We start from the raw sequence: 19,374 nt of genomic DNA on the forward strand, positions 1-19,374 counted from the left end.
ATTTCAACATGTAAATGATTATATTTTGTTTAACTTATAAAAAGTGTGAATTTGATATCTTATTTTATTTAATATTTCCTGAGTTTCAAGTCGATTTACATATATTGTACCTTGGAGGTTTATTTTGAACTGGAAAAAAGCGGCATTCTCAGTTTCTATACTTGTCTTAGTTATTGCCGGAGCGTTCATAGTTTGGGGCGGTGAATGGACTCAGAAGGAAAAGGATGAAGCTTTCAAGGACCTTGAACGCTTTCAGGAAGTTCTTGTAAAAATACAGGATTATTACATTGATGAGAAAGACTTCGGTGAGCTTATAGATGCGGCCATAGGCGGTATGCTCGATGAGCTTGATCCGCATTCTGTATACCTCGATGAACTTGCCTATCAGAATTTGATGATTCACACAAAAGGCAAGTTCGGCGGATTGGGGATAACAATCTCAGTCAGGGATAAGTTCCCGACTGTTATATCTCCCATAGAAGGCACACCCGCTTTCCGATTGGGTATTCAGGGAGGTGACAGGATCGTTCAAATAGAAGGTGAATCTACGAGGGGATGGTCTTCCAACGATGCCGTATCCAAGTTACGCGGCGATCCGGGTACAAAGGTAGGTATTACTGTCGCGCGGGAAGGCCTGCCCGATTCGCTTCAATTTACAATAACCAGGGAAATAATAAAGGTGCCGAGTATTAACTATTCGACTATTGTTGACAGTGTCGGATATATAAGAATATCAAGATTCGCGCGGAAAACCGCCGGTACTCTAAGTGACATACTGAAAGATTTTGAAGATAAGAATATTAAAGGCGTCATTCTGGATCTTCGCTCAAATCCGGGCGGGCTGTTGAAATCGGCATACTCGGTTTCTGATCTTTTCCTCGAGAAGGATAGAATGATAGTTTCAACAAAGAGCAGGTTTGAAGAAAATAATATGGAATACAAATCACATAGAAGGAATCTGCATGGTTCTTATCCCGTAGTAGTTATGGTAAACGGCTCAAGTGCCTCTGCCTCGGAAATTGTTGCCGGAGCCCTTCAGGATTGGGACAGAGCTGTTGTCGTCGGTCAGACGACCTTTGGAAAGGGTTCGGTGCAGAGCGTTTTCCCAATAGGTGATTCCACGGCTCTTAAACTTACGACTCAGCACTATTTTACTCCGAGCGGAAGGTGTATACATAAAAAGAGGAACAGGGATGGAGAGGTAGTTGGAGAAATAAAAGAAGGGGAGGTAAAGGAGGAATTCTTCACAAACGCAGGGAGAATTGTATACGGCGGTGGAGGAATAACTCCTGACTGGAAGTTTGAATTACCGGACGTTACTGATCTGCAGCGTGAACTCCTTATCAGAGGGGTGTTCTTTTCCTTCGCCGTACACTATGCGGCTTACAATGATGTAAATAATGACTTCGTTGTTGACCGGAATGTTATATCCGATTTCAAGGAATTTATAAAATCAAAGGATATTGAGGTTACCGACGAAGATTGGACTGAAGAGAATATAGAGTTTGTAAAGACCGGTATAAAGCGGGAGGTATTTAGAAAAGTAATGGGAACTGAGGGGGCTTATATAGCGGCACTTCCAGAAGATGAAGATTTTCAGAAAGTGATGAAAATGTTTAAATCCAATGATTCTCTCAGCGAGATGTTCAAATATGTTAAAGAGAAATCTAATGTTGCTGGAAGGGATGAGGATAGTGATGGGGGTAATGATAAGTGATTGATAGAATTGCGGTTGTTTGCGATTTTGACGGAACAATAGCGAAGAGAGATATAGGGCACGAGTTCTTCGGTAAATATGTTTCTGATAAAGATAGACGGGAAAAGCTTCTTGAAGAGTGGAAGATTGGCCTGATAAGTTCCAGGGAATGTTTAGCCGAAGAAATAGAAATGATTTTACCGGCGAATACGAGAGAACTTAAAGCCTTTGCCGGCGGGGAGGCATTGGATCCCTACTTTAAGGATTTTGTCGATTACTGTAATACATGCGGATATGAGATTGAAATTTTAAGCGATGGACTCGATTATTATATAGATTACCTGCTTATGAAATCCGGTCTGGGATTTTTAGATTTTAAAGCCAATCACCTCGTTCATGATAATGGAGAAATAAAAACTGTCACTTTCCCCTACTATAATTCCATGAATTGCCAGATGTGCGGAAATTGCAAGAGAAAACATGTTGAAGACCTGCGTGAAAAAGGGTTTTTTATTGTTTATGTGGGTAACGGGTACAGTGACCGTTGCCCCGCTGAATATTCCGATATTGTATTCGCGAAGACCGAACTTCTCGGCTACTGTGAGGATAAAAAGATCGAACATATACCGTTTACGAATTTCAGAGATGTAGAGCAGGAGTTTTCAAGGAGAATCAGAATCTGATTGCTTAAATAAGAGTTTAATAGCGGTCCGGATTCAATCTGAGAATATTACAGTTTCCTCCGAGCGGGATGATTCGTTGTTCTTTTTGATTATCGCCGTTGTATATATGTCACTTACATAATCGATAAAGTCAAAAATTTCATTTCTTGTAACAGTTTCTTTCCGGTTGAGAGCTTTAAGACGGTCCAACACCTCGTTAAGATCATTTTGTGTGGTAAGATTCTCCTGGCGGGAAGACCATAATTTATTCATCGTGTAACGCAGGTCCTCCTTGTAGTTTGTCCTCTCGCCGGCAGGGACTTTTTCGGCTAATTCGTTCACCTGCCTCATGTATATCTGTTTAGAAATAAATCCTTTCAATAGAAATAGTACGAGTACAACAGACAAAGCGGCCGTTATCATGATAATCAGTTTCTTGTTCATAATAAAACCCTTCATTCAGGGACAGTTTCAACTAACCATTCCTCTGTTTTATCCAGACTTAACAGAAGCTCTTTAGTAGGTCTGATCATGGGATGTTTCACTCCGAATGTGTGGCCGCATCCCTCAATCCTATAAAATCTAATTCTATCAACTCTATTTAATTTAGTAAATCTTTCAGCTTCTTTCAAGCTAACTGCGGCATCCTGTTCTCCGTGTATTATAAGGTGAGGTATTCGCAATTTTGATGCTTTTGCCGGAAGGTCGTATTTTTCGCGGTTTGAGGCGACATCTTCGTAGAAGGAATAATTCATATAGAGCGGCCAATCCGCTCTTGAATTTTGAAAAGCAAGTCTGCCCGATTCCGCCCATTTCTTTTTGCGTCTGTCAGTGTAGCGGTCCAAAGATGGGGGAGTTGACCATGTGACAAGGGATTTAACCTCTTTGAAACGACCGGCGGTTATTATGCAGACAGCCCCGCCGCGGCTGTGCCCGAAAAGTCCCCATCTTTTGAGATTAGCAGGTATCGGGAGTTTTCCCTTCCTGATAAAGGAAAGTGTATTCTCCAGATCATGAACTTCTCTTGTAAATGTATTGCGGGCGAATTCGTCCGGTTTTGTTATCCTGCCGGTTTTTTCGTCTGTCCCATTCATCGAAAAGCTTATGGTGAGAGTATGGAATCCTCTCTCGGAAATACGGCGGGAAATAAAAGGTAACCAACCCCACCTTTTATATCCCAGAAAACCGTGGCAAAGGATAATAACGGGAAGTTCTCTCTCCGGATCCGCTGTTCTTATGTCAGCATAAACTGGAGGGCAGTCGCAGTTATCAATTTGAATCTCCTTTTCCAGCCGGCATATTTTAGACATATCGGTCTCTTCTGAATTCATATTAATAAATATTCTATTAGCTTATTAGAAAATATGTAAAGAGATTCACGCAATCAACTATAATGCCATACTTGCTTTTGATTCGATTTTGGAATATCATGTTATTCGGGTTGAAGAAATGGAGGCAAGTATGGCCAGACGCGTTATCATAGCTTTTTTGTTGACTATTGTTATCTTCTTTATCGCGAGGAAGATCTCTAAAAACAATTCCGTTCACGTGGAACTGGAAAAAAAGGGAGTCAGGGTAGAACATTCTACGGTGTTTGAGCATGTAGGGATGGGAAATCCTGCCGTTAAGATAAAAGCGCTGTCTTCTGAAAGTCTATCCGTGAATCTTGCATACGTACATGGAGATAACGAGGAGAAGATCCTGCGTATGCGGAAGGAGGATTCGGGGATATGGAAAGCCGATTTGCCTTCGCTCGGCAAGGGAGAAAAACTAAAATACTTTTTTAAACTGAACCGTAGAGGGGAAGAAATTCTGCGTGTTCCCGATGATGAATCCTTCTATACTGTAAAATATAAAGGTGAATATTCAAAAACCGTTGTTCTGCTGCATATAGTATTTATGTTCCTCTCTTTTTTCTTTATAATTACATCTTTCCTGGGATCTTTGGCGATATTGTTTTCCGGAGAGGGGATCAGTTATACTATCAGGATGATGAGAGCCGGAATAATATGCCTCTTTATAGGAGGTTGGCCTCTCGGTTTTATATTAAATTATCAAAGGTTCGGTCCCGTCTGGGAAGGGTTCCCGTTCGGGTTTGATATTACGGACAATAAAACACAGATCATTTTTGTTTGCTGGCTGATTGCGGCTCTTCTTGTGCGCGGCTCTTTCTTCGGTCTCGGGCGCGACCGAGATATTATAGGAAAGAATAACTATGCTTATGCCGTCATTATTTGTTCTATTATTACTGTGGGATTATACCTGATCCCGCACAGCTTATAATTTTTTAGAATTGTATTTTATCGGGACGATAACTCGTTGTTTTAATGGAGGTCGAGAATTACGATTGCCGGCCGTGTTCTAATCAAGATATTATGAGAGAACTTTTCACAGGACCAGCTCTTTGTCTAGCGCCTCTGGCCGGATACTCTGACGCGGCATTCAGGCTGCTCTGTTTTGAATTCGGGGCGGACTTTGCCGTGACTGAAATGGTAAGCGCGGAAGGGCTGATGAGGAGAGCTTCAAAAACGGAAAAGCTGACTTCGAGAAAGGACCGGGAAGGCCCCGTGGGAGTCCAGCTTTTTGGATCCGACCCTTTATCTATGGCTGAAGCGGCTGAAATAGCAGCAGCTGACAACCCGGCTTTTATAGATATGAACTTTGGGTGCCCCGTAAAGAAAGTCGTGCGGAAAAACGGAGGGGCCGGCATTATGCGTGATTTGAGTTTGATGGGAAAGATCGCCCGTGAGGTTGTAACTAGAGTAGATCCGCTTGCTGTAACGGCAAAAATAAGAAGCGGCTGGGATCGGGCTGATGAAAATTATATAGAAGCGGGTAATGTGCTTCAGGAATCGGGAATTTCCGCTGTAACGCTTCACCCCCGCTATAGATCGCAGGGTTTTTCCGGAGAAGCTAATTGGTTTCATATTGCCAGACTGAGAGAAGAATTGGATATTCCGGTTATTGCTAACGGAGATGTTTGTGATTTCGAGGGATATAAGAATATTGTCGATAAGACGGGATGCGATATTGTGATGATTGGCAGAGGAGCTGTGGGGAGACCTTGGATTTTCGCGCAGATCAAAGAGAAAGCGAAATATTCTTTCGGCATGGACAATAAGAATGATGGGATCAAATCATCCGGAGAGAACTGGTCGATGCCCCGGCGGAAAGCACCGTCGGATTTTCTGGACAAAATTGATATTCTGCAGCGTTTTATAAGAATGGAAGTTGACCTTAAGGGTGAGCGTACGGCAATTCTTCAGATGCGAAAGTGTTATAGATCGTATATCCGGGATTATAGGGGAATGAAAGATTATAGAGAAAGGCTTTCTCATTCGGAAAGCTTAAGCGATGTTCTTGCTATTCTTGACGAGCTCAGGGAGGAGATAAGAGTAAATGAAGGAGAATGATCTGAAAGGGCTTCTTGAAAGAGTAGCCAAAGGAAAAATTTCCGTTTCGGACGCCTTGGAACGGTTGAAAGTGTTGCCTTTTGAAGATATTAATTTCGCCAGGATAGATCATCACAGAGAGCTGAGAAGAGGTTTCCCCGAAGTAATTTTTTGTCAGGGTAAAAGAGCGGATCAGATTGTAAGAATAGCGAGGGGAATTCTAGAGAGCGGAGCTAACCTGCTTGCGACAAGATGCAGTGACAAGCAGTTTGAAAATATTTCCCCTTCATTGCCGGACGCTGAATACCATCACGACGCGAAGCTGTTCACTGTCCGGAGGGTCCCTGTCGAGAAAAATGGAAAAGTCGCGATAGTATCCGGCGGAACGTCTGACATGCCCGTCTGTGAAGAAGCGGCTCTCTCTGCGCTCTTTTTCGGCTGTGCTGTAGATAGATTCTACGATGTCGGTGTTGCCGGCATACACCGGTTCATTTCATCTCTCGAAGAGATACGTAAAGCTGATGTAATTATAGTTGTGGCGGGTATGGAGGGAGCTCTTGCCAGTGTTGTGGCCGGGATGATCAGTGCGCCGGTTATAGCCGTGCCGACCAGTATAGGTTATGGAGCCAGTTTCGATGGACTGTCCGCGCTTCTTACGATGCTCAACAGCTGCGCGGGAGGAGTGTCGGTTGTAAACATCGACAATGGATATGGAGCTGCTTTTTCAGCCGCTCTAATATGCCGCGGAATATACAACAAAGACAAGAGATAGATTGAGTTAAAAGAAAAATAGTAGTAAATATATCAATAAGAAGGAAATTGTTCATTTTGACGGTTACTCCTTCCGGAATTTAGTAGAGTTGAGGAAAAAAGATGAATGCGAATTTAGAAAAGACAGAGATTGATACACTTCTGGTTGATCCCTCAGAGGGTATGAGCGGTGATATGTTTCTCGGATGTATCTTCGAGCTTGGAGCGGATCCGGAGAAAGTCAGGCGAATTGTAGCTAAACTGCCCGGCCTTGAACCTTTCAGAATAATAACAGAAAGTGTTATTTCAAGAGGGATAACTACCAGAAGAACAAGTGTTGTAAGTGATTCTGAGCCTTCTGCTCGAAACTTCAGTGATATTTTATCAATGATAAATGATTCGAATATTGACCCTTCAATTAAATCTCCGGCAGTAGATATCTTTAAGATTATTGCCGAGGCGGAGGGAAAGGTTCACGGCAAAAAAGCTGAGGAAGTTCATTTTCACGAAGTCGGAGCGGTAGATTCTATCGTCGATATAGTGGGTTCTGTCGCCGGGCTCTATCTTCTCGGCTTTCCAAAAATATATCGTAGAAGATTCAGGCTCGGAAGCGGTTCTATATCGATCGCTCACGGAGTTCTTCCCGTTCCGGCTCCGGCAACCCTTGAGATTCTAAGAGGTGAAGAAGTTGAGATGACAGAGAGAGACGCGGAAATAATCACCCCTTCAGGCGCAGCGATATTGAAGGTATTGGCTGAGCCCCTTTCTCCTTCTCTTCCTGTAATACTCAAAAGAGTTGTGTATTCTTCCGGTACGAGAGAGTACAACGGGGGGCCGGGCCTGCTCAGGGTAATTGAAGTCGGGGAAGCGGGCAGTAGTAGTAGTGAAATAGCGGTTATAAGAACAACAATTGACGACATGAACCCTGAGATTCTGCAGTACCTCAGGGAAAAGTTATTTGAGCTTGGCGCACTTGAGGTATATTTCACGGGAGTTATGATGAAGAAGGGCCGCCCTGGGATTAAAGTAACAGTATTGTGCCTTCAAGACGCGGCAGAAGATATTTATCAAGCTGTTTTTAAGGAAACCACTACTTTCGGGATAAGGATAACGAGTGAAAAACGTATAGAGCTTGACAGATGGGTTGAATCGGTCAAGACAGCATTTGGCGGTATTGAGATAAAATTCAGGAAATTCCCGGACGGTTCGGTTGATTTTACACCGGAATATGAATCGTGTAAAGAGGCGGCCCTTGCCCGGAAGGTTCCCCTTGAAAAGGTTTACAGGGAAGCCCGTCAGAGTGCTTCAGAAAGGTTGAAACGTGTGGAGCAAGAGAGAGAAGACAGATAGGAAGGCCAAGGGAAGAATAATGAAAAGAAAGATAACCGCAGGTTTGTTTTTCTCTTTGATTCTGCTTGTTTGCTGCGCCGAAAAAAAGGGGCATATTATTCCGGAAGAATCTGTCAGAAAAGTTGTAACTCACAGAGTAACGGAGGGAGAAACGTGGAAATCCATTGCTGATGATTTTTATAAGGAGCCTGAAAGGGCAGAGGCGCTCGCGCTTTATAACGGGTCGGAAAAAGGTGATAATCCCAGACCCGGCTCAGGTGTAAGAGTGCCTCTTTCGGAAGATGACATTGACGCTATAGAGGATGATCTGGAAGCTTCCAGAAGGTATAATACGGGCCTAAAGCTTGTCTCTGAAGGAAATTACGCGGAAGCTATCAATAATTTTCAGAAGGTTTTGAAACTGGACAGATCTCTCTATGATGCTTCTTTTAATCTCGGAGTTACCTATCAGAGGTTGGGGCTTCATAAGAATGCAATTGTGGTGCTTCGCGATCTGTCCGTTCGAGTAAAGGATAACCCTGAATATCTTTTTGCTCTCGGCAATTCCCTCTTTCATACCGGCGAAATTGAAGATGCTAAGCGGACCTTCCGAAGAGTTCTTGATATTGATTCATCGCATTTGAAATCAATTTATTCTCTTGCGGTAATCTACGAAAAAGAAGGCGACAAGAACAAAGCTGAAGAAATGTGGCAGAGGTATCTTGAACTTGACTCCTCAAGTGACTGGGCGGATAATGCTCGTTCTCACCTTGACGCCATAAGGCAGTCCGGAGGGGAAGGCAATTGATCCGTCTGGAGAATCTCTCTCTTACAATAAATGGCAGGAAAGTTATTGGTCCCTTGGACTTAAGGATTGAAGACGGCAACTGGGTCGTTCTGGCAGGGGGTAACGGTTCGGGCAAGAGTACCCTGTGCCGTCTGGCGGCGGGATTGCGGGAACCGACTGAAGGAAACCTGTTTGTTGATTCTAAGACGGCAGTTACAACCGGAATAGCTATGCAGAATCCCGACAGTCAGTTTATTACAACTACTGTCGAGAGGGAGATCCTCTTCGGCATGGAAAATCTCAAATTAAGCGCTATTGAGAAGAAAAGACGTTTCAATGAAGCAGCGGCGGCGTTTGCTCTTAAAGGCCTTGTGACAAGGAATCCCCATACACTTTCCGGCGGAGAAAAACAGAGGCTTCTTCTTGCCTCTGTGTGGGTGTTAAACCCGGGTCACCTTATTCTTGATGAACCCCTTTCCTTTCTCGACAGCGCGGAGAAGGATAATTTTATAAAACTGGTTGAAGACTTATTTTATAAAAGGAAAATAACCGTATTATGGGCAACCCTGAGTCCTGATGAAACACCCCGGGCGAACAGAGTGGTTTATCTAAGAGAGGGAAGGGTTTTCTTTGATGGCACACCGGAGGATTTTAAGGATATCGGGAGTGAGGATTTGATCGCGGGAGTTTCTTCCGGACCGGCAGAAAAAAAGCTTTACCGAAGGGATAAGTCTCCGGAGCTTGAAGCCGGCACAGGTATTGAGGATGTTGTTAATATCAAGGAAGCTGTTATTTCACCCGGAGAAGGAGATTTTCTGCTTCGGATTGAGGATCTTTGTATAAAAAAGGGCGAGGCCGTTGGAATAACAGGGCCGAACGGGTCCGGGAAAACAACGCTTCTTATGGCGTGTGCCGGATTGCTCTCCGCCCGGAAAGGTCGGGTAGAAGTGTTGGGAAAAGATGTCTCTTCTGCGGGTGATTTTCAGCCCGGAAGGGTGGCCGTTCTTTTTCAGTCACCTGAAGAGGCCTTTTTCTCGCCAAGCGTTCAAGAAGAGGTATCGTTAGGATACAGGTCTTTCAAAGGAAATAATGGTTCGACCGAAGCTGTAAAGCGCGCTCTTGAGACAGTGGGTCTTGAATACGACAGTTTCAGAGAGAGGAATCCGTTTCATTTATCTCAGGGTGAAAAGAGGCTCTGCGCGATAGCCTCGGTTCTTGTTTTCAGGGCACAGTTATATCTTTTCGATGAGCCCGCTCTCTTTCTTGACGGCAATTCGAGAAGGAGGCTTATATCAGCCCTAGGCAGCTTTAAGGATTCGAAAGAGACGACATCGGTAATTGTTTCTCACGAATGGGAGTTTTTAGACGCTGTTACTGAAAGGGTTATTCAGCTTTAAGTAATATAGAGAAGCAGCTTTCATATCTGCAGATACAAAGAGTCTAATCGAAAGTATTTGATTATAAACTGAAAATTTGTATTATGTTATTATAAACTAACTTTTCAGAGTATTAAATTATTGCATATATCCTGCTCAAAGGAGTTTTTATGAAGTACGATATAGTCGTTATAGGCGGCTCCGCGGCCGGCATTATTTCAGCTAAAACCGCGAAGCTTGATTATCCTGAAAAGAGCGTTCTTGTAATAAGGAAAGAGGAAATTTCTCTGATTCCCTGCAGCATTCCGTACACATTTTCCACATTAAAAAGTGTTGACGATGGTGTTATGGGTATAGAGGGCCCCAAGAAGCTGGGTATCGAATTTCTTATTGATGAAGTTGTAAGCGTCGATACTGAAGACAAAAGGGTTAAAACAAAGCGCGGAAAAGAAATTAAGTATAACAAACTTGTTTTTGCTACGGGATCAACTCCTGTAATACCTCCGATTGAAGGGGCAAAATCAGATGGTGTATATTCAATTCCCAAGGATTATGAGTATATTAAAAAAGCTCAGCCGGAATTAAAGGGGTCAAAGAATCTTGTCGTAATTGGCGCTGGTTTTATCGGTATGGAGATGAGTGATGAGCTCAGAAAAGAGGTCGAAAAGGTAACATTGGTTGAGGCTCTTGATGGTGTGTTGCCGTTGGCCTTTGATAAGGATGTCTCTGACTACGCAGCTAAGGCTATGTCTGATAACGGGATAGATATTATGACTTCCAGCAGGGTTAAAAGGATTTCAAATGAAAACGGAAAGGTATCAGGGGTTGAACTTGAAGATTCAACTGTCATAGAGGCCGACGCTGTGATTCTCTCTATTGGATATAAAGCGAACGCCCAGCTAGCTCTGGAGGCCGGTCTTCACATGGGGATTACCGGAGGGATATGGGTTGATGAATATATGAGAACATCGGTAAAAGATGTATTCGCGGCAGGAGATTGCGTCGAGCATAAATGTTTTTTCACTAGAAAGCCTTCAAAATTAATGCTGGCTTCAACCGCTACTTTTGAAGCGAGGATAGCGGGAGGAAACCTCTTTGGTTTAAAGATGGTAAGGGAGAAGAAGGGTAATATAGCTATATTCTCTACATCTATAGAGGGTGTGTCGTTAGGATCCGCCGGCATGATAGAAAAATCTTCAATAGCTGAAGGTTTTGAAATAGTTGTTGGAGAAGCCAAATCACGCGACCGCCATCCCGGCTGTTTCAGCGACAGCTCTCTTCAATACGTAAAACTCGTCTTCGCGGGACCGAGCGGAATCCTGCTGGGCGCACAAGTGGTATCAGGCAAATCAGCGGGTGAGATGGTTAATATATTCGGAGTAGCGATTCAGAATAAGATGACAGCGACAGATCTTGCGACATTGCAATTTGGAACACATCCTCTGTTGACATCGTCGCCCACAACGTACCCTATCGTTGACGCGGCCAAGAACGCCTTAAGAAAGATGGGTAAATAATAGATCGTTTTATACAAAAAAAAAGGACAGTATTACAGATTGAGTCACAAGTCTGCTTGCGGCTCAATCTATTTTTAAACGGGTTGAAGTCGTAAGGTTTAAGGAAAATTCCGGCGCCGTTGATATTCAATCCAGGGGTATATTCTTAAATAAGTATTAAGAGAAAATAGTTTCTAAAGAGGGATAATGAATTTCAGAGAATTTGTCGTAGAACATGAGAATGTCATCAAACCCCTTGAAAAGAAAATAGCGCTTGCCCACTGGAAGGGGTCTGTTACGGGCGCTAAAAAATACTTTGATGATTTATCCCGTTTGCGCTTTAAGCTTGAGGAGGTTTACGCAAACAGAGAGGATTTTGCGTTTGTAGAGAGAGTAAAAGAGAGCGGAGATTTCGAGAATAGCCTTTTTTCCAGAATCGGAGATATTCTTTATCTGCGGTATCTCGGCGGGCAGACCGATTTATCATTCCTTGCCGGTATTACAAAGCTCTCCTCCGAGCTGGAACGGAAGTTCAATCTCTTCAGAGCCGAGCTTGACGGAAAGAAATTCTCCCATAATGATGTGACTGATATGCTTTTAACAGAAAGAAACAGCAAGAAAAGACAGCTCGCCTGGGAAAGCCATAAAAGGGTTGGAAAACTGATTGAAGAGGATCTTATCAAACTTGTTGAGCTTCGAAATGAGGCCGCAGCTAAGGCGGGATTTGATAATTTCTACTCCATGTCCCTCTATCTTAACGAGCAGGATGAAGGTAATCTTATAGAACTCTTCGACAGGCTTGAAAGGATTACGCGTGAACCGTTCAGGAGAGTTAAGGATGAATTAGATTGCAGAACAGCCGAGCTTTACAGAATTACAGAGGATCAGATTATGCCCTGGCATTATGAGGATCTCTATTTTCAGGAGCTTCCGAGTTTGTTTAGTATGGATTTTGATAAATATTACTCAGGTAAGATGCCCGCTGAGATAGCCAGAGAATTTTATGACAGCATTGGAATGAATGTCCGTTATATTTTAGATAGAAGTGATCTTTACGAACGGGAGGGGAAGTCGCCGCACGCTTTCTGTACTGACATCGATCGCGCCGGTGATATCCGTGTTCTCTGCAATATTAAAGATAACGCGAAATGGACCGATACGATTCTTCATGAACTCGGTCACGCGGTTTATGATAAGTATGTCGGCAGTTCTCTCCCCTATCTACTTAGAATATATCCTCATATCTGCATGACAGAAGCTTCGGCTATGTTTTTCGGAGGATTAGCAAGAGACCCGTTGTGGATGAAGAGCGCCCTGGTTTTGAGTGGTAAAGAAGCAGAAAAGATAAGTTCTCAGGCAGGCAGAGCAAACAGCGCCAGACTGCTTGTGTTTGCCCGCTGGTGTCAGGTCATGTTCAGGTTTGAGAGGGAAATGTACATAAATCCTCGAAGCGACTTGAACTCAATATGGCGGGATATAGTCGGTGAATATCAGTTTATAACTCCTCCTCCCGGAAGAGATATGCCTGATTGGGCGACTAAGATTCATATCGTTACAAGTCCCGTCTATTACCATAATTATATGTTGGGTGAACTTATCGCGGCGCAGTTCCGTCATTACGTAGAAAATAATATCATCGGTCAAACTTCCGGGAAAAAGGGTTCTATTTACGGGAATAAGGATGTGAGCGAATTTTTTATTGATTCAGTTTACAGGACGGGCAATCTTGTAAGCTGGAATGAACTTATAGAAAATGCCGTGGGAGAACCTTTGAAGGCTGATTATCTCATGTCATATTTTAGAGAGGAGAAGAGTTGATCTGGTTATTGTCCGCGGCCGGCTGCTCGATTGCCATAGCCCTGATTCTTAAAGTAAATGAAGTAAGAGGCGGAAACAGACTTCTGCTTATAGGGGCAAATTATGTGGTTGCCTCCATTCTTTCAGTGATTCTTCTAAAGGGGGAGATACGCTGGCCGGGGATGAAGACATTAAGTCTGGGGGTAGGCGCCGGAGTTGATTTTGTGTTGGGTTTTCTTCTGCTGCTTTCCGGGATTTCCAGAGGGCCTTTGGCAGTCCCCGTGACAGTAATGCGGCTTTCTGTAGCCGTTCCCATAACAGCTTCGATTCTGCTGTGGGGAGAACAGCCCGGTCTATATCAGTGGAGCGGGATCGGACTGGGGATGATAGCGATCATTCTATTCGGCATAGGGCTTTCCGGAGAAAATTCAAAGAACCAGGCGGGTGAAAGGTACTGGTTTGTTATTGTTTCTCTTTTCTTTGTGATGGGAGCGGGAGATCTGCTGCTCAAGGCTTTTAGAGAGCTCTCGCCCGATATTGAAAGACTTCTCTTTACATGGATTCTCTTTACCGTAGCCGCGATCATAGTATGGATCATTATCTGGGTAAAACGCATACACTTCGACTACGGCACTCTCGCGCTGGGTCTCTTCCTCGGAGCCCCGAATCTTTTCAGTACGGTATTTATTCTCAAGGCTCTTCAGACGATTCCGGCGTCACAGGCTTTTCCATTTGTGAATCTTACAGTTATTCTTGTTTCTAGTCTGTTCGGGTTTGCGGTCTGGAAAGAGCGTCTAGGGTTTATTGCTGTAGCCGGGCTGGCGCTCGCCGCGATTGCCATTGTTCTTCTTCCAATGTAGGCGGGATCTTTTACCAGCATCTTCCCCAAAGATTGAACAATAAATTGGATAACAGTATATCAATAAATAAATTAGCGCGGTGGACAAGTGGAATGAGTATTATGGATACCATGTGACAGTTGATTGAATTTGTCAAAACCCTCCGGAGGGTGAGCGGGCAAGGATTTCTGGCCCCGCAGGGGCAGAAAGAGCGAACCCGAGGTGGGAGCTGCGATTACCTCGCCGGGGGAATCGACAGCGGTTTTGACATATTCAATCAACTGGAAACTCCAGGATCTTTTACGTCTTGAGCCTCTGGTGTCTTTCTGATATAGTGCTCTTAAGTTGCATATTTTAAAATTTAATGATTTATAAGACAGTTTGTTTCCTGAATAGTTGTACGGTAAGCCCGGGAGGCGAATGTTATGAGCAAAATTGAAATAAGGACGATATGTCTTATTATTCCACTCTTTTTTGCCTTCTTTTTATATTCAGCTGACATTCAAGCGCAAGATTTATCGACCGGGGATATGAAAATAGCCCCCGCAAACGCGAAAGAAATATCGCGACAGTATTTGGATGAAAAGGGTAAAATGGTTTCTTCTACGCGGCTTTTTCTCTCGCAAAACGGGATTGAAAATGAAAAGCCTCAAGCTGACGGAGAAAGTGAAAACGTGGATCTGCGGGGAATATGGGATACAGTCGGCGGGTGTGAATCAGCCGCGGCGAGGGGAGACACCGTTTACTTCGGGGATGATTCAACTCTTGTAAAAGTAGATTTCACAAATCCCCCTCTTCCCGTTAAAATCGAGGAAATTACCGTTGGAGGGCTGATAAAGGATATAGCATTAAACGGTAATTATGCCTATGTCGTTGTTGATAATAACGGGCTTCATGTGATTGATATCAGTGATCCGGACACCCTTTTTGAAACAGATTTCTTAAGCACTGACGGAGCGAGTGGTGTGGCGGTAAACGATGATTTCGCCTATGTGGCAGATGTGAATTCCGGCTTAAGGGTGATAGATGTCAGCGATCCCTACAGATTAGTGGAGGTTGGTTTATTTGGTACTAACGGTTATGCCATAGAGGTTGTTGTAAGAGGTGATTACGCTTACGTAGCTGATGGCTTGGAAGGTCTGAGGGTGATCGATATAAGCAACCCGGACAGCCTCTACGAAGCGGGGTTTTTTGATACAGGCGACTATCCCTGTTATGCCTGTGGCGTGGCTCTTGACGGGAACTTCGCCTATGTCGCTTATTTTGAGTGCGGTCTTCGTGTAATTGATATCAGCGTTCCCGATAGCCTGAAAGAGGTCGGATTTATTATGACCGCGGACAGGGCTTGGGATGTGGCCTTAGACGGCAATTTCGCGTATGTAGCTGACAGATCTGGCGGACTTCGCGTGATAGAAATAACCGATCCTGAAAACCCGTTCGAAGCGGGGTATTACGACACAAGCGATGAAGCTATGGCAATTTCCCTATCTGATGATAATATATTCGCGGCAATGGCCGGCAGCGGAATATATCTTTTCTATACCCATCTTGTCCCTACTCTAGTTCAGGAATATTCTGCGGTTTTCTCTAATGAAACGATCAAAGTAGAATGGAAACTGTCTGAAGCTGTTGATATTTCAGAATTCGCAGTTTACAGGGGGCAATTTCCGGAAGGAAATTTAGAGAGAATTCAGCCCCTAAAGATAAAGGTCTATGATTTGATATACACATTCGAGGATGCCGATTGCAGAGCGGGGGAAACATATTTTTACCGTGTGGGAATCGAAGACGGAAACTGTTATAAAATTCTCTTTGAGACAGAGAGAATATCTATTCCACAGGTGCCGTTTGCTCTTCATCAGAGTTATCCGAATCCATTTAATCCCTCAACTACTATTGTTTATGATTTACCTGAGAGAGGAAAGGTTACGCTGGATATCTATGATGCGGCTGGAAGGTTCGTCAAATGTCTTGTAGATCGCGCACAGAATGGAGGAAGTAATAAATCTGTTGTGTGGAATGGTAAGGATATGGCCGGTAACCCGGTATGCTCGGGAGTTTACTTCTGCAGGTTAAGATTCGGCCGGAAGGAGCTTTCTCGAAAGATGATATTGTTAAAATAATCGTTTTGGTTTTACAGGCATATTACACATGGAGGAAAAAATGCAGATTATTGTCCTGGGAGCGGGACTAGTGGGAGGACCAATGGCCGAGGACCTTGCCGCTGAATCAGGTTTTGAGATCACAGTTGCTGATATCAATGAATCAGCATTGGATAGCATTGACAGATCTCTCTTTATTTCCAGGATTAAGAGGGACCTTTCCGATCCGGCTGAGGTTAAAAGTCTTGTTTCAGATTATGATATGGTGGTGAACGCGGTTCCCGGATTTATGGGATATCGTACATTTGAAGCGGTACTGCTGGCAGGAAAGAATGTTATAGATATCGCGTTTTTCCCTGAAGACCCTTTTCAGCTTGATGAGCTCGCGAAGAGAAGAAACTCTGTGGCCATAATGGACTGCGGCGTGGCTCCCGGGATGAGTAATATATTAATAGGTTACGTGGATCATTTATTGGATGAAACAGAAAATTGCGAAATATACGTGGGCGGGCTGCCGGAGTTGAGGAAGTGGCCTTATGAGTACAAAGCGGTTTTTTCACCTGTTGACGTAATAGAAGAATATACCCGGCCCGCCAGGTATGTTGAAAATGATGTCCTTGTTACTAAACCCGCTCTTTCTGATCCGGAATATATCGATTTTCCGGAGATTGGAACCCTTGAGGCCTTTAACAGTGACGGACTTAGAACTCTGGCGAGGACTATTGACGCCCCTTATATGAAAGAGAAAACACTTCGATACCCCGGTCACATAGATAAGATGAAGGTATTGAGAGAAACCGGATTTTTCAGCAAGGAACCGCTGAAAATCAAAGGGGTGAATATCAGACCTATAGATTTCACGTCTAAACTGCTTTTTCCAATGTGGGAACTTAAAAGCGGCCAGGTCGATATTACAGTCATGAAGGTTATCGTTGAAGGGAAAAAAGATGACCGGAACGTGAGGTATGTTTACAACTTGTATGACAGATATGACGAAGAGTCTGATGTTCATTCTATGGCGCGTGTGACTGGATACACGGCTACAGTAGCGGCAAGGATGGTTGCCGAGGGGCTTTATGACAGAGAAGGTGTTTCCCCTCCTGAGTATATCGGCAAGAGCCAGCGGTGTGTTGATTTCATGCTTAAAGGGCTTAAAGAACGGGGTGTCGTATATAAGGAGAATATCGAGATACTGAAATAAGATTCTTTCTTGATGAACCAAGGGGGCAAAGCATTTATCAGCAGTATCTTGAGAAACTGTTTAAAATAATATAAGACAGGATTTAGAGAAAGGGCAGATATGAAAAAAGTTACACTATTTCTGGTGTTTCTTCTGATTTCATCATGCGGCGGCGAAGTGGGGAGTGTCAATAAACGGTGGGCTACATCGAGAGAGTTTAAGACTCCCGAATCTGTAAAATACGATCAAGTGAGAAATGCAATCTATGTTTCTAACATAAACGGCAGGCCGACAGCACGTGACGGGAACGGTTTTGTTTCGAAATTAAATACCGACGGTGAGGTGAAAGTTTCAAGATGGATTACATCTTTAAACGCGCCCAAGGGTATGGCGATTTATGAAGGTAAGTTGTACCTTGCCGATATCGATGAAGTTGTGGAAATAGATATCGGAAGCGGGAAGATAATGAACAGGTATAAAGCCCCCGCGGCGGAATTCTTAAATGATGTCGCAGTTGATACCGCTGGCAACATATATGTTTCCGATTCCTCTTCGAAAGTGAGCGCGATATACCGGCTGCGCGGGAAGGATATAAAGGTCTGGATTAAGGATGATAAAATAAAGAATCCCAATGGTCTTTTTATCAACAAGGGCACCCTTTTTGTAGGGAGCAGTGGTGACGGGACACTGAAAGCGGTAGATCTTGAGACTTCAGAGATCAGCACTGTCGCTCAGCCGGGGTTTGGTATTGACGGTTTGGTGGTTGACGGAAAGGGAGGGTTTATTCTTTCCGACTGGAGAGGGAAGACAAGCAGAATTGACAGAAAGGGAGAACTTAAGGTACTGATAGATACATCCGAAGCGGGAATCAATTCAGCAGACATTGACTATATTGCCGAGAAGAACCTTCTCCTTGTTCCAACATTTTCAGATAACAGGATCATGGCATATAGTCTGGATGAAGCCGGTAAGTGATATGAATCATAGAAATCAGGATCAAGTTAGTCGACTATAAACTCTTCCGGTTCTTTCATTATCTGTTTGGCTTTCCATTCGGTTAGAAGGAACGGATAATCGCTTCCGGATGAAATCGCGGGATATTTACCGTCATCCCTCTTCTTGAATATGGAAAGTGTGTGTGTTTCGTTCCCGTTTACAGTGATTGTATAAACGGGATCTGTGAAATTGGACTTTATTTTCCCATCTATATAGCTGTTGCACTGGAGAGTTGAGAGGGTTCTGAATATCTGTTTAATAACTTCCGGCTTTCCTGTTTTGCCCTCTGTTGTTCTCCATGTTACTTCCGGTTCATGTGGAGGGGACTCTTTCTGTTCACCGGGAGTTACAGGTTGAGGCACAGCGCTTTTCTCAAATTCGATTGATTTATCCCCGGTCTTTATAGTTAAACCTCTAACCGAGGTAGCTTCAAAACTCAGGACATTTTTGTCTCGAAGTTCGTCGATAGTTTTGTCAAATATATTCCTGATGTTGTTTCTGGCTTCGTAAATCTTTGTGTTGTCCTTAAGCATAACGTAAGTATGACGTTTAGTTGAAGCGGCCTTGCCGATATAAAAATCTCTTTTTATATTTTCACCGGTGAAGGCCTGAAGATGGATTTTGTTGTCTTCCTCGAAACCGTAGCGCGAGTATAATTCCGCCTCCGATACCATCTCTGTCAGCCTGAAATCGGAAAATTCTTTTAATAAACGGTCTACCTCTTGCTTGTCCGCGGCATAATTCTGCGGTTTGATTAACCAGCTGCCGTCATTTTCTGCTAGAGTGATTTTAGTATCCTTCTTATTTATGATGATCTTCGATATCTCTGATTTCTCCAAAGGTTCTACTGCCGGAAGAGTGTAATTTATTTTATCAGTATCCCTGAGGGATAGATATAGAACCAGGGCGGCTATAATTACTACGAGACCAACATATTCCTTTTTAAATTTCATTTCCGGTTTCCCTCCATTT

General features: G+C 43.7%; 17 protein-coding genes. 14 read left to right on the forward strand and 3 right to left on the reverse strand.

Annotated elements, in window-relative coordinates; genetic code table 11:
• Nucleotides 1-124 precede the first annotated feature (124 nt).
• The gene (locus U5O15_02075) at nt 125-1,717 is read left to right on the forward strand and encodes a S41 family peptidase (protein MDZ7859451.1); all 1,593 of its coding nucleotides are present in this window, start codon (nt 125-127) and stop codon (nt 1,715-1,717) included.
• Nucleotides 1,714-2,379, forward strand: a complete 666-nt coding sequence (locus tag U5O15_02080; GenBank protein MDZ7859452.1) for an MtnX-like HAD-IB family phosphatase — start codon at nt 1,714-1,716, stop codon at nt 2,377-2,379. The genes U5O15_02075 and U5O15_02080 overlap by 4 nt, the downstream gene beginning before the upstream one ends.
• Nucleotides 2,380-2,412: 33 nt before the next feature.
• Here U5O15_02080 and U5O15_02085 read toward each other — a convergent pair whose 3' ends face one another.
• Together U5O15_02085 and U5O15_02090 are read right to left on the reverse strand one after the other, a co-directional pair.
• The gene (locus U5O15_02085; protein MDZ7859453.1) at nt 2,413-2,817 is read right to left on the reverse strand and encodes a hypothetical protein; all 405 of its coding nucleotides are present in this window, start codon (nt 2,815-2,817) and stop codon (nt 2,413-2,415) included.
• Complete coding sequence (locus U5O15_02090; GenBank protein MDZ7859454.1) at nt 2,814-3,689, reverse strand: alpha/beta hydrolase; 876 nt, start codon at nt 3,687-3,689, stop codon at nt 2,814-2,816. Before U5O15_02090 ends, U5O15_02085 begins: the two co-directional genes overlap by 4 nt.
• A 130-nt stretch (nt 3,690-3,819) precedes the next feature.
• On the opposite strand from U5O15_02090, the gene U5O15_02095 reads away from it, so the two are divergent.
• The 12 genes from U5O15_02095 to U5O15_02150 all read left to right on the forward strand — a co-directional run bounded on the left by U5O15_02095 (nt 3,820) and on the right by U5O15_02150 (nt 18,381).
• A complete protein-coding gene (locus U5O15_02095; GenBank protein ID MDZ7859455.1) occupies nt 3,820-4,641 on the forward strand; it encodes a hypothetical protein in 822 nt (273 codons plus the stop codon).
• A gap of 44 nt (nt 4,642-4,685) precedes the next feature.
• Complete coding sequence (locus U5O15_02100) at nt 4,686-5,771, forward strand: tRNA-dihydrouridine synthase (GenBank protein MDZ7859456.1); 1,086 nt, start codon at nt 4,686-4,688, stop codon at nt 5,769-5,771.
• Nucleotides 5,758-6,522, forward strand: coding sequence for a nickel pincer cofactor biosynthesis protein LarB (larB, locus tag U5O15_02105; GenBank protein ID MDZ7859457.1), 765 nt, complete (start codon nt 5,758-5,760; stop codon nt 6,520-6,522). Before U5O15_02100 ends, larB begins: the two co-directional genes overlap by 14 nt.
• A gap of 101 nt (nt 6,523-6,623) precedes the next feature.
• On the forward strand, nt 6,624-7,850 hold the full coding sequence (gene larC / locus U5O15_02110; GenBank protein MDZ7859458.1) for a nickel pincer cofactor biosynthesis protein LarC: 1,227 nt from the start codon (nt 6,624-6,626) through the stop codon (nt 7,848-7,850).
• 19 nt (nt 7,851-7,869) lie between these two features.
• Nucleotides 7,870-8,637: a tetratricopeptide repeat protein gene (locus U5O15_02115; GenBank protein ID MDZ7859459.1), complete on the forward strand. Its 768-nt coding sequence runs from the start codon at nt 7,870-7,872 to the stop codon at nt 8,635-8,637.
• Nucleotides 8,634-10,013: an ABC transporter ATP-binding protein gene (locus tag U5O15_02120; GenBank protein ID MDZ7859460.1), complete on the forward strand. Its 1,380-nt coding sequence runs from the start codon at nt 8,634-8,636 to the stop codon at nt 10,011-10,013. Before U5O15_02115 ends, U5O15_02120 begins: the two co-directional genes overlap by 4 nt.
• A gap of 149 nt (nt 10,014-10,162) precedes the next feature.
• Nucleotides 10,163-11,509, forward strand: coding sequence for an FAD-dependent oxidoreductase (locus tag U5O15_02125; protein ID MDZ7859461.1), 1,347 nt, complete (start codon nt 10,163-10,165; stop codon nt 11,507-11,509).
• Between the two features lie 186 nt (nt 11,510-11,695).
• Complete coding sequence (locus U5O15_02130; protein MDZ7859462.1) at nt 11,696-13,306, forward strand: M2 family metallopeptidase; 1,611 nt, start codon at nt 11,696-11,698, stop codon at nt 13,304-13,306.
• Entirely contained in the window at nt 13,303-14,145 is an 843-nt protein-coding gene (locus tag U5O15_02135) for an EamA family transporter (GenBank protein ID MDZ7859463.1), read from the forward strand. Before U5O15_02130 ends, U5O15_02135 begins: the two co-directional genes overlap by 4 nt.
• 404 nt (nt 14,146-14,549) lie before the next feature.
• The gene (locus tag U5O15_02140; protein MDZ7859464.1) at nt 14,550-16,247 is read left to right on the forward strand and encodes a T9SS type A sorting domain-containing protein; all 1,698 of its coding nucleotides are present in this window, start codon (nt 14,550-14,552) and stop codon (nt 16,245-16,247) included.
• Nucleotides 16,248-16,287: 40 nt separating this feature from the next.
• Nucleotides 16,288-17,427, forward strand: coding sequence for a saccharopine dehydrogenase C-terminal domain-containing protein (locus U5O15_02145; protein ID MDZ7859465.1), 1,140 nt, complete (start codon nt 16,288-16,290; stop codon nt 17,425-17,427).
• A gap of 99 nt (nt 17,428-17,526) precedes the next feature.
• A complete protein-coding gene (locus U5O15_02150) occupies nt 17,527-18,381 on the forward strand; it encodes an SMP-30/gluconolactonase/LRE family protein (GenBank protein ID MDZ7859466.1) in 855 nt (284 codons plus the stop codon).
• A gap of 26 nt (nt 18,382-18,407) precedes the next feature.
• Here the strand turns inward: U5O15_02150 and U5O15_02155 are convergent, their stop codons facing one another.
• Nucleotides 18,408-19,355, reverse strand: a complete 948-nt coding sequence (locus U5O15_02155; GenBank protein ID MDZ7859467.1) for a DUF4340 domain-containing protein — start codon at nt 19,353-19,355, stop codon at nt 18,408-18,410.
• Nucleotides 19,356-19,374: the final 19 nt, after the last annotated feature.

The organism is Candidatus Krumholzibacteriota bacterium, assembly GCA_034520215.1.
Lineage (GTDB): Bacteria > Krumholzibacteriota > Krumholzibacteriia > Krumholzibacteriales > WJIX01 > JAGHBT01.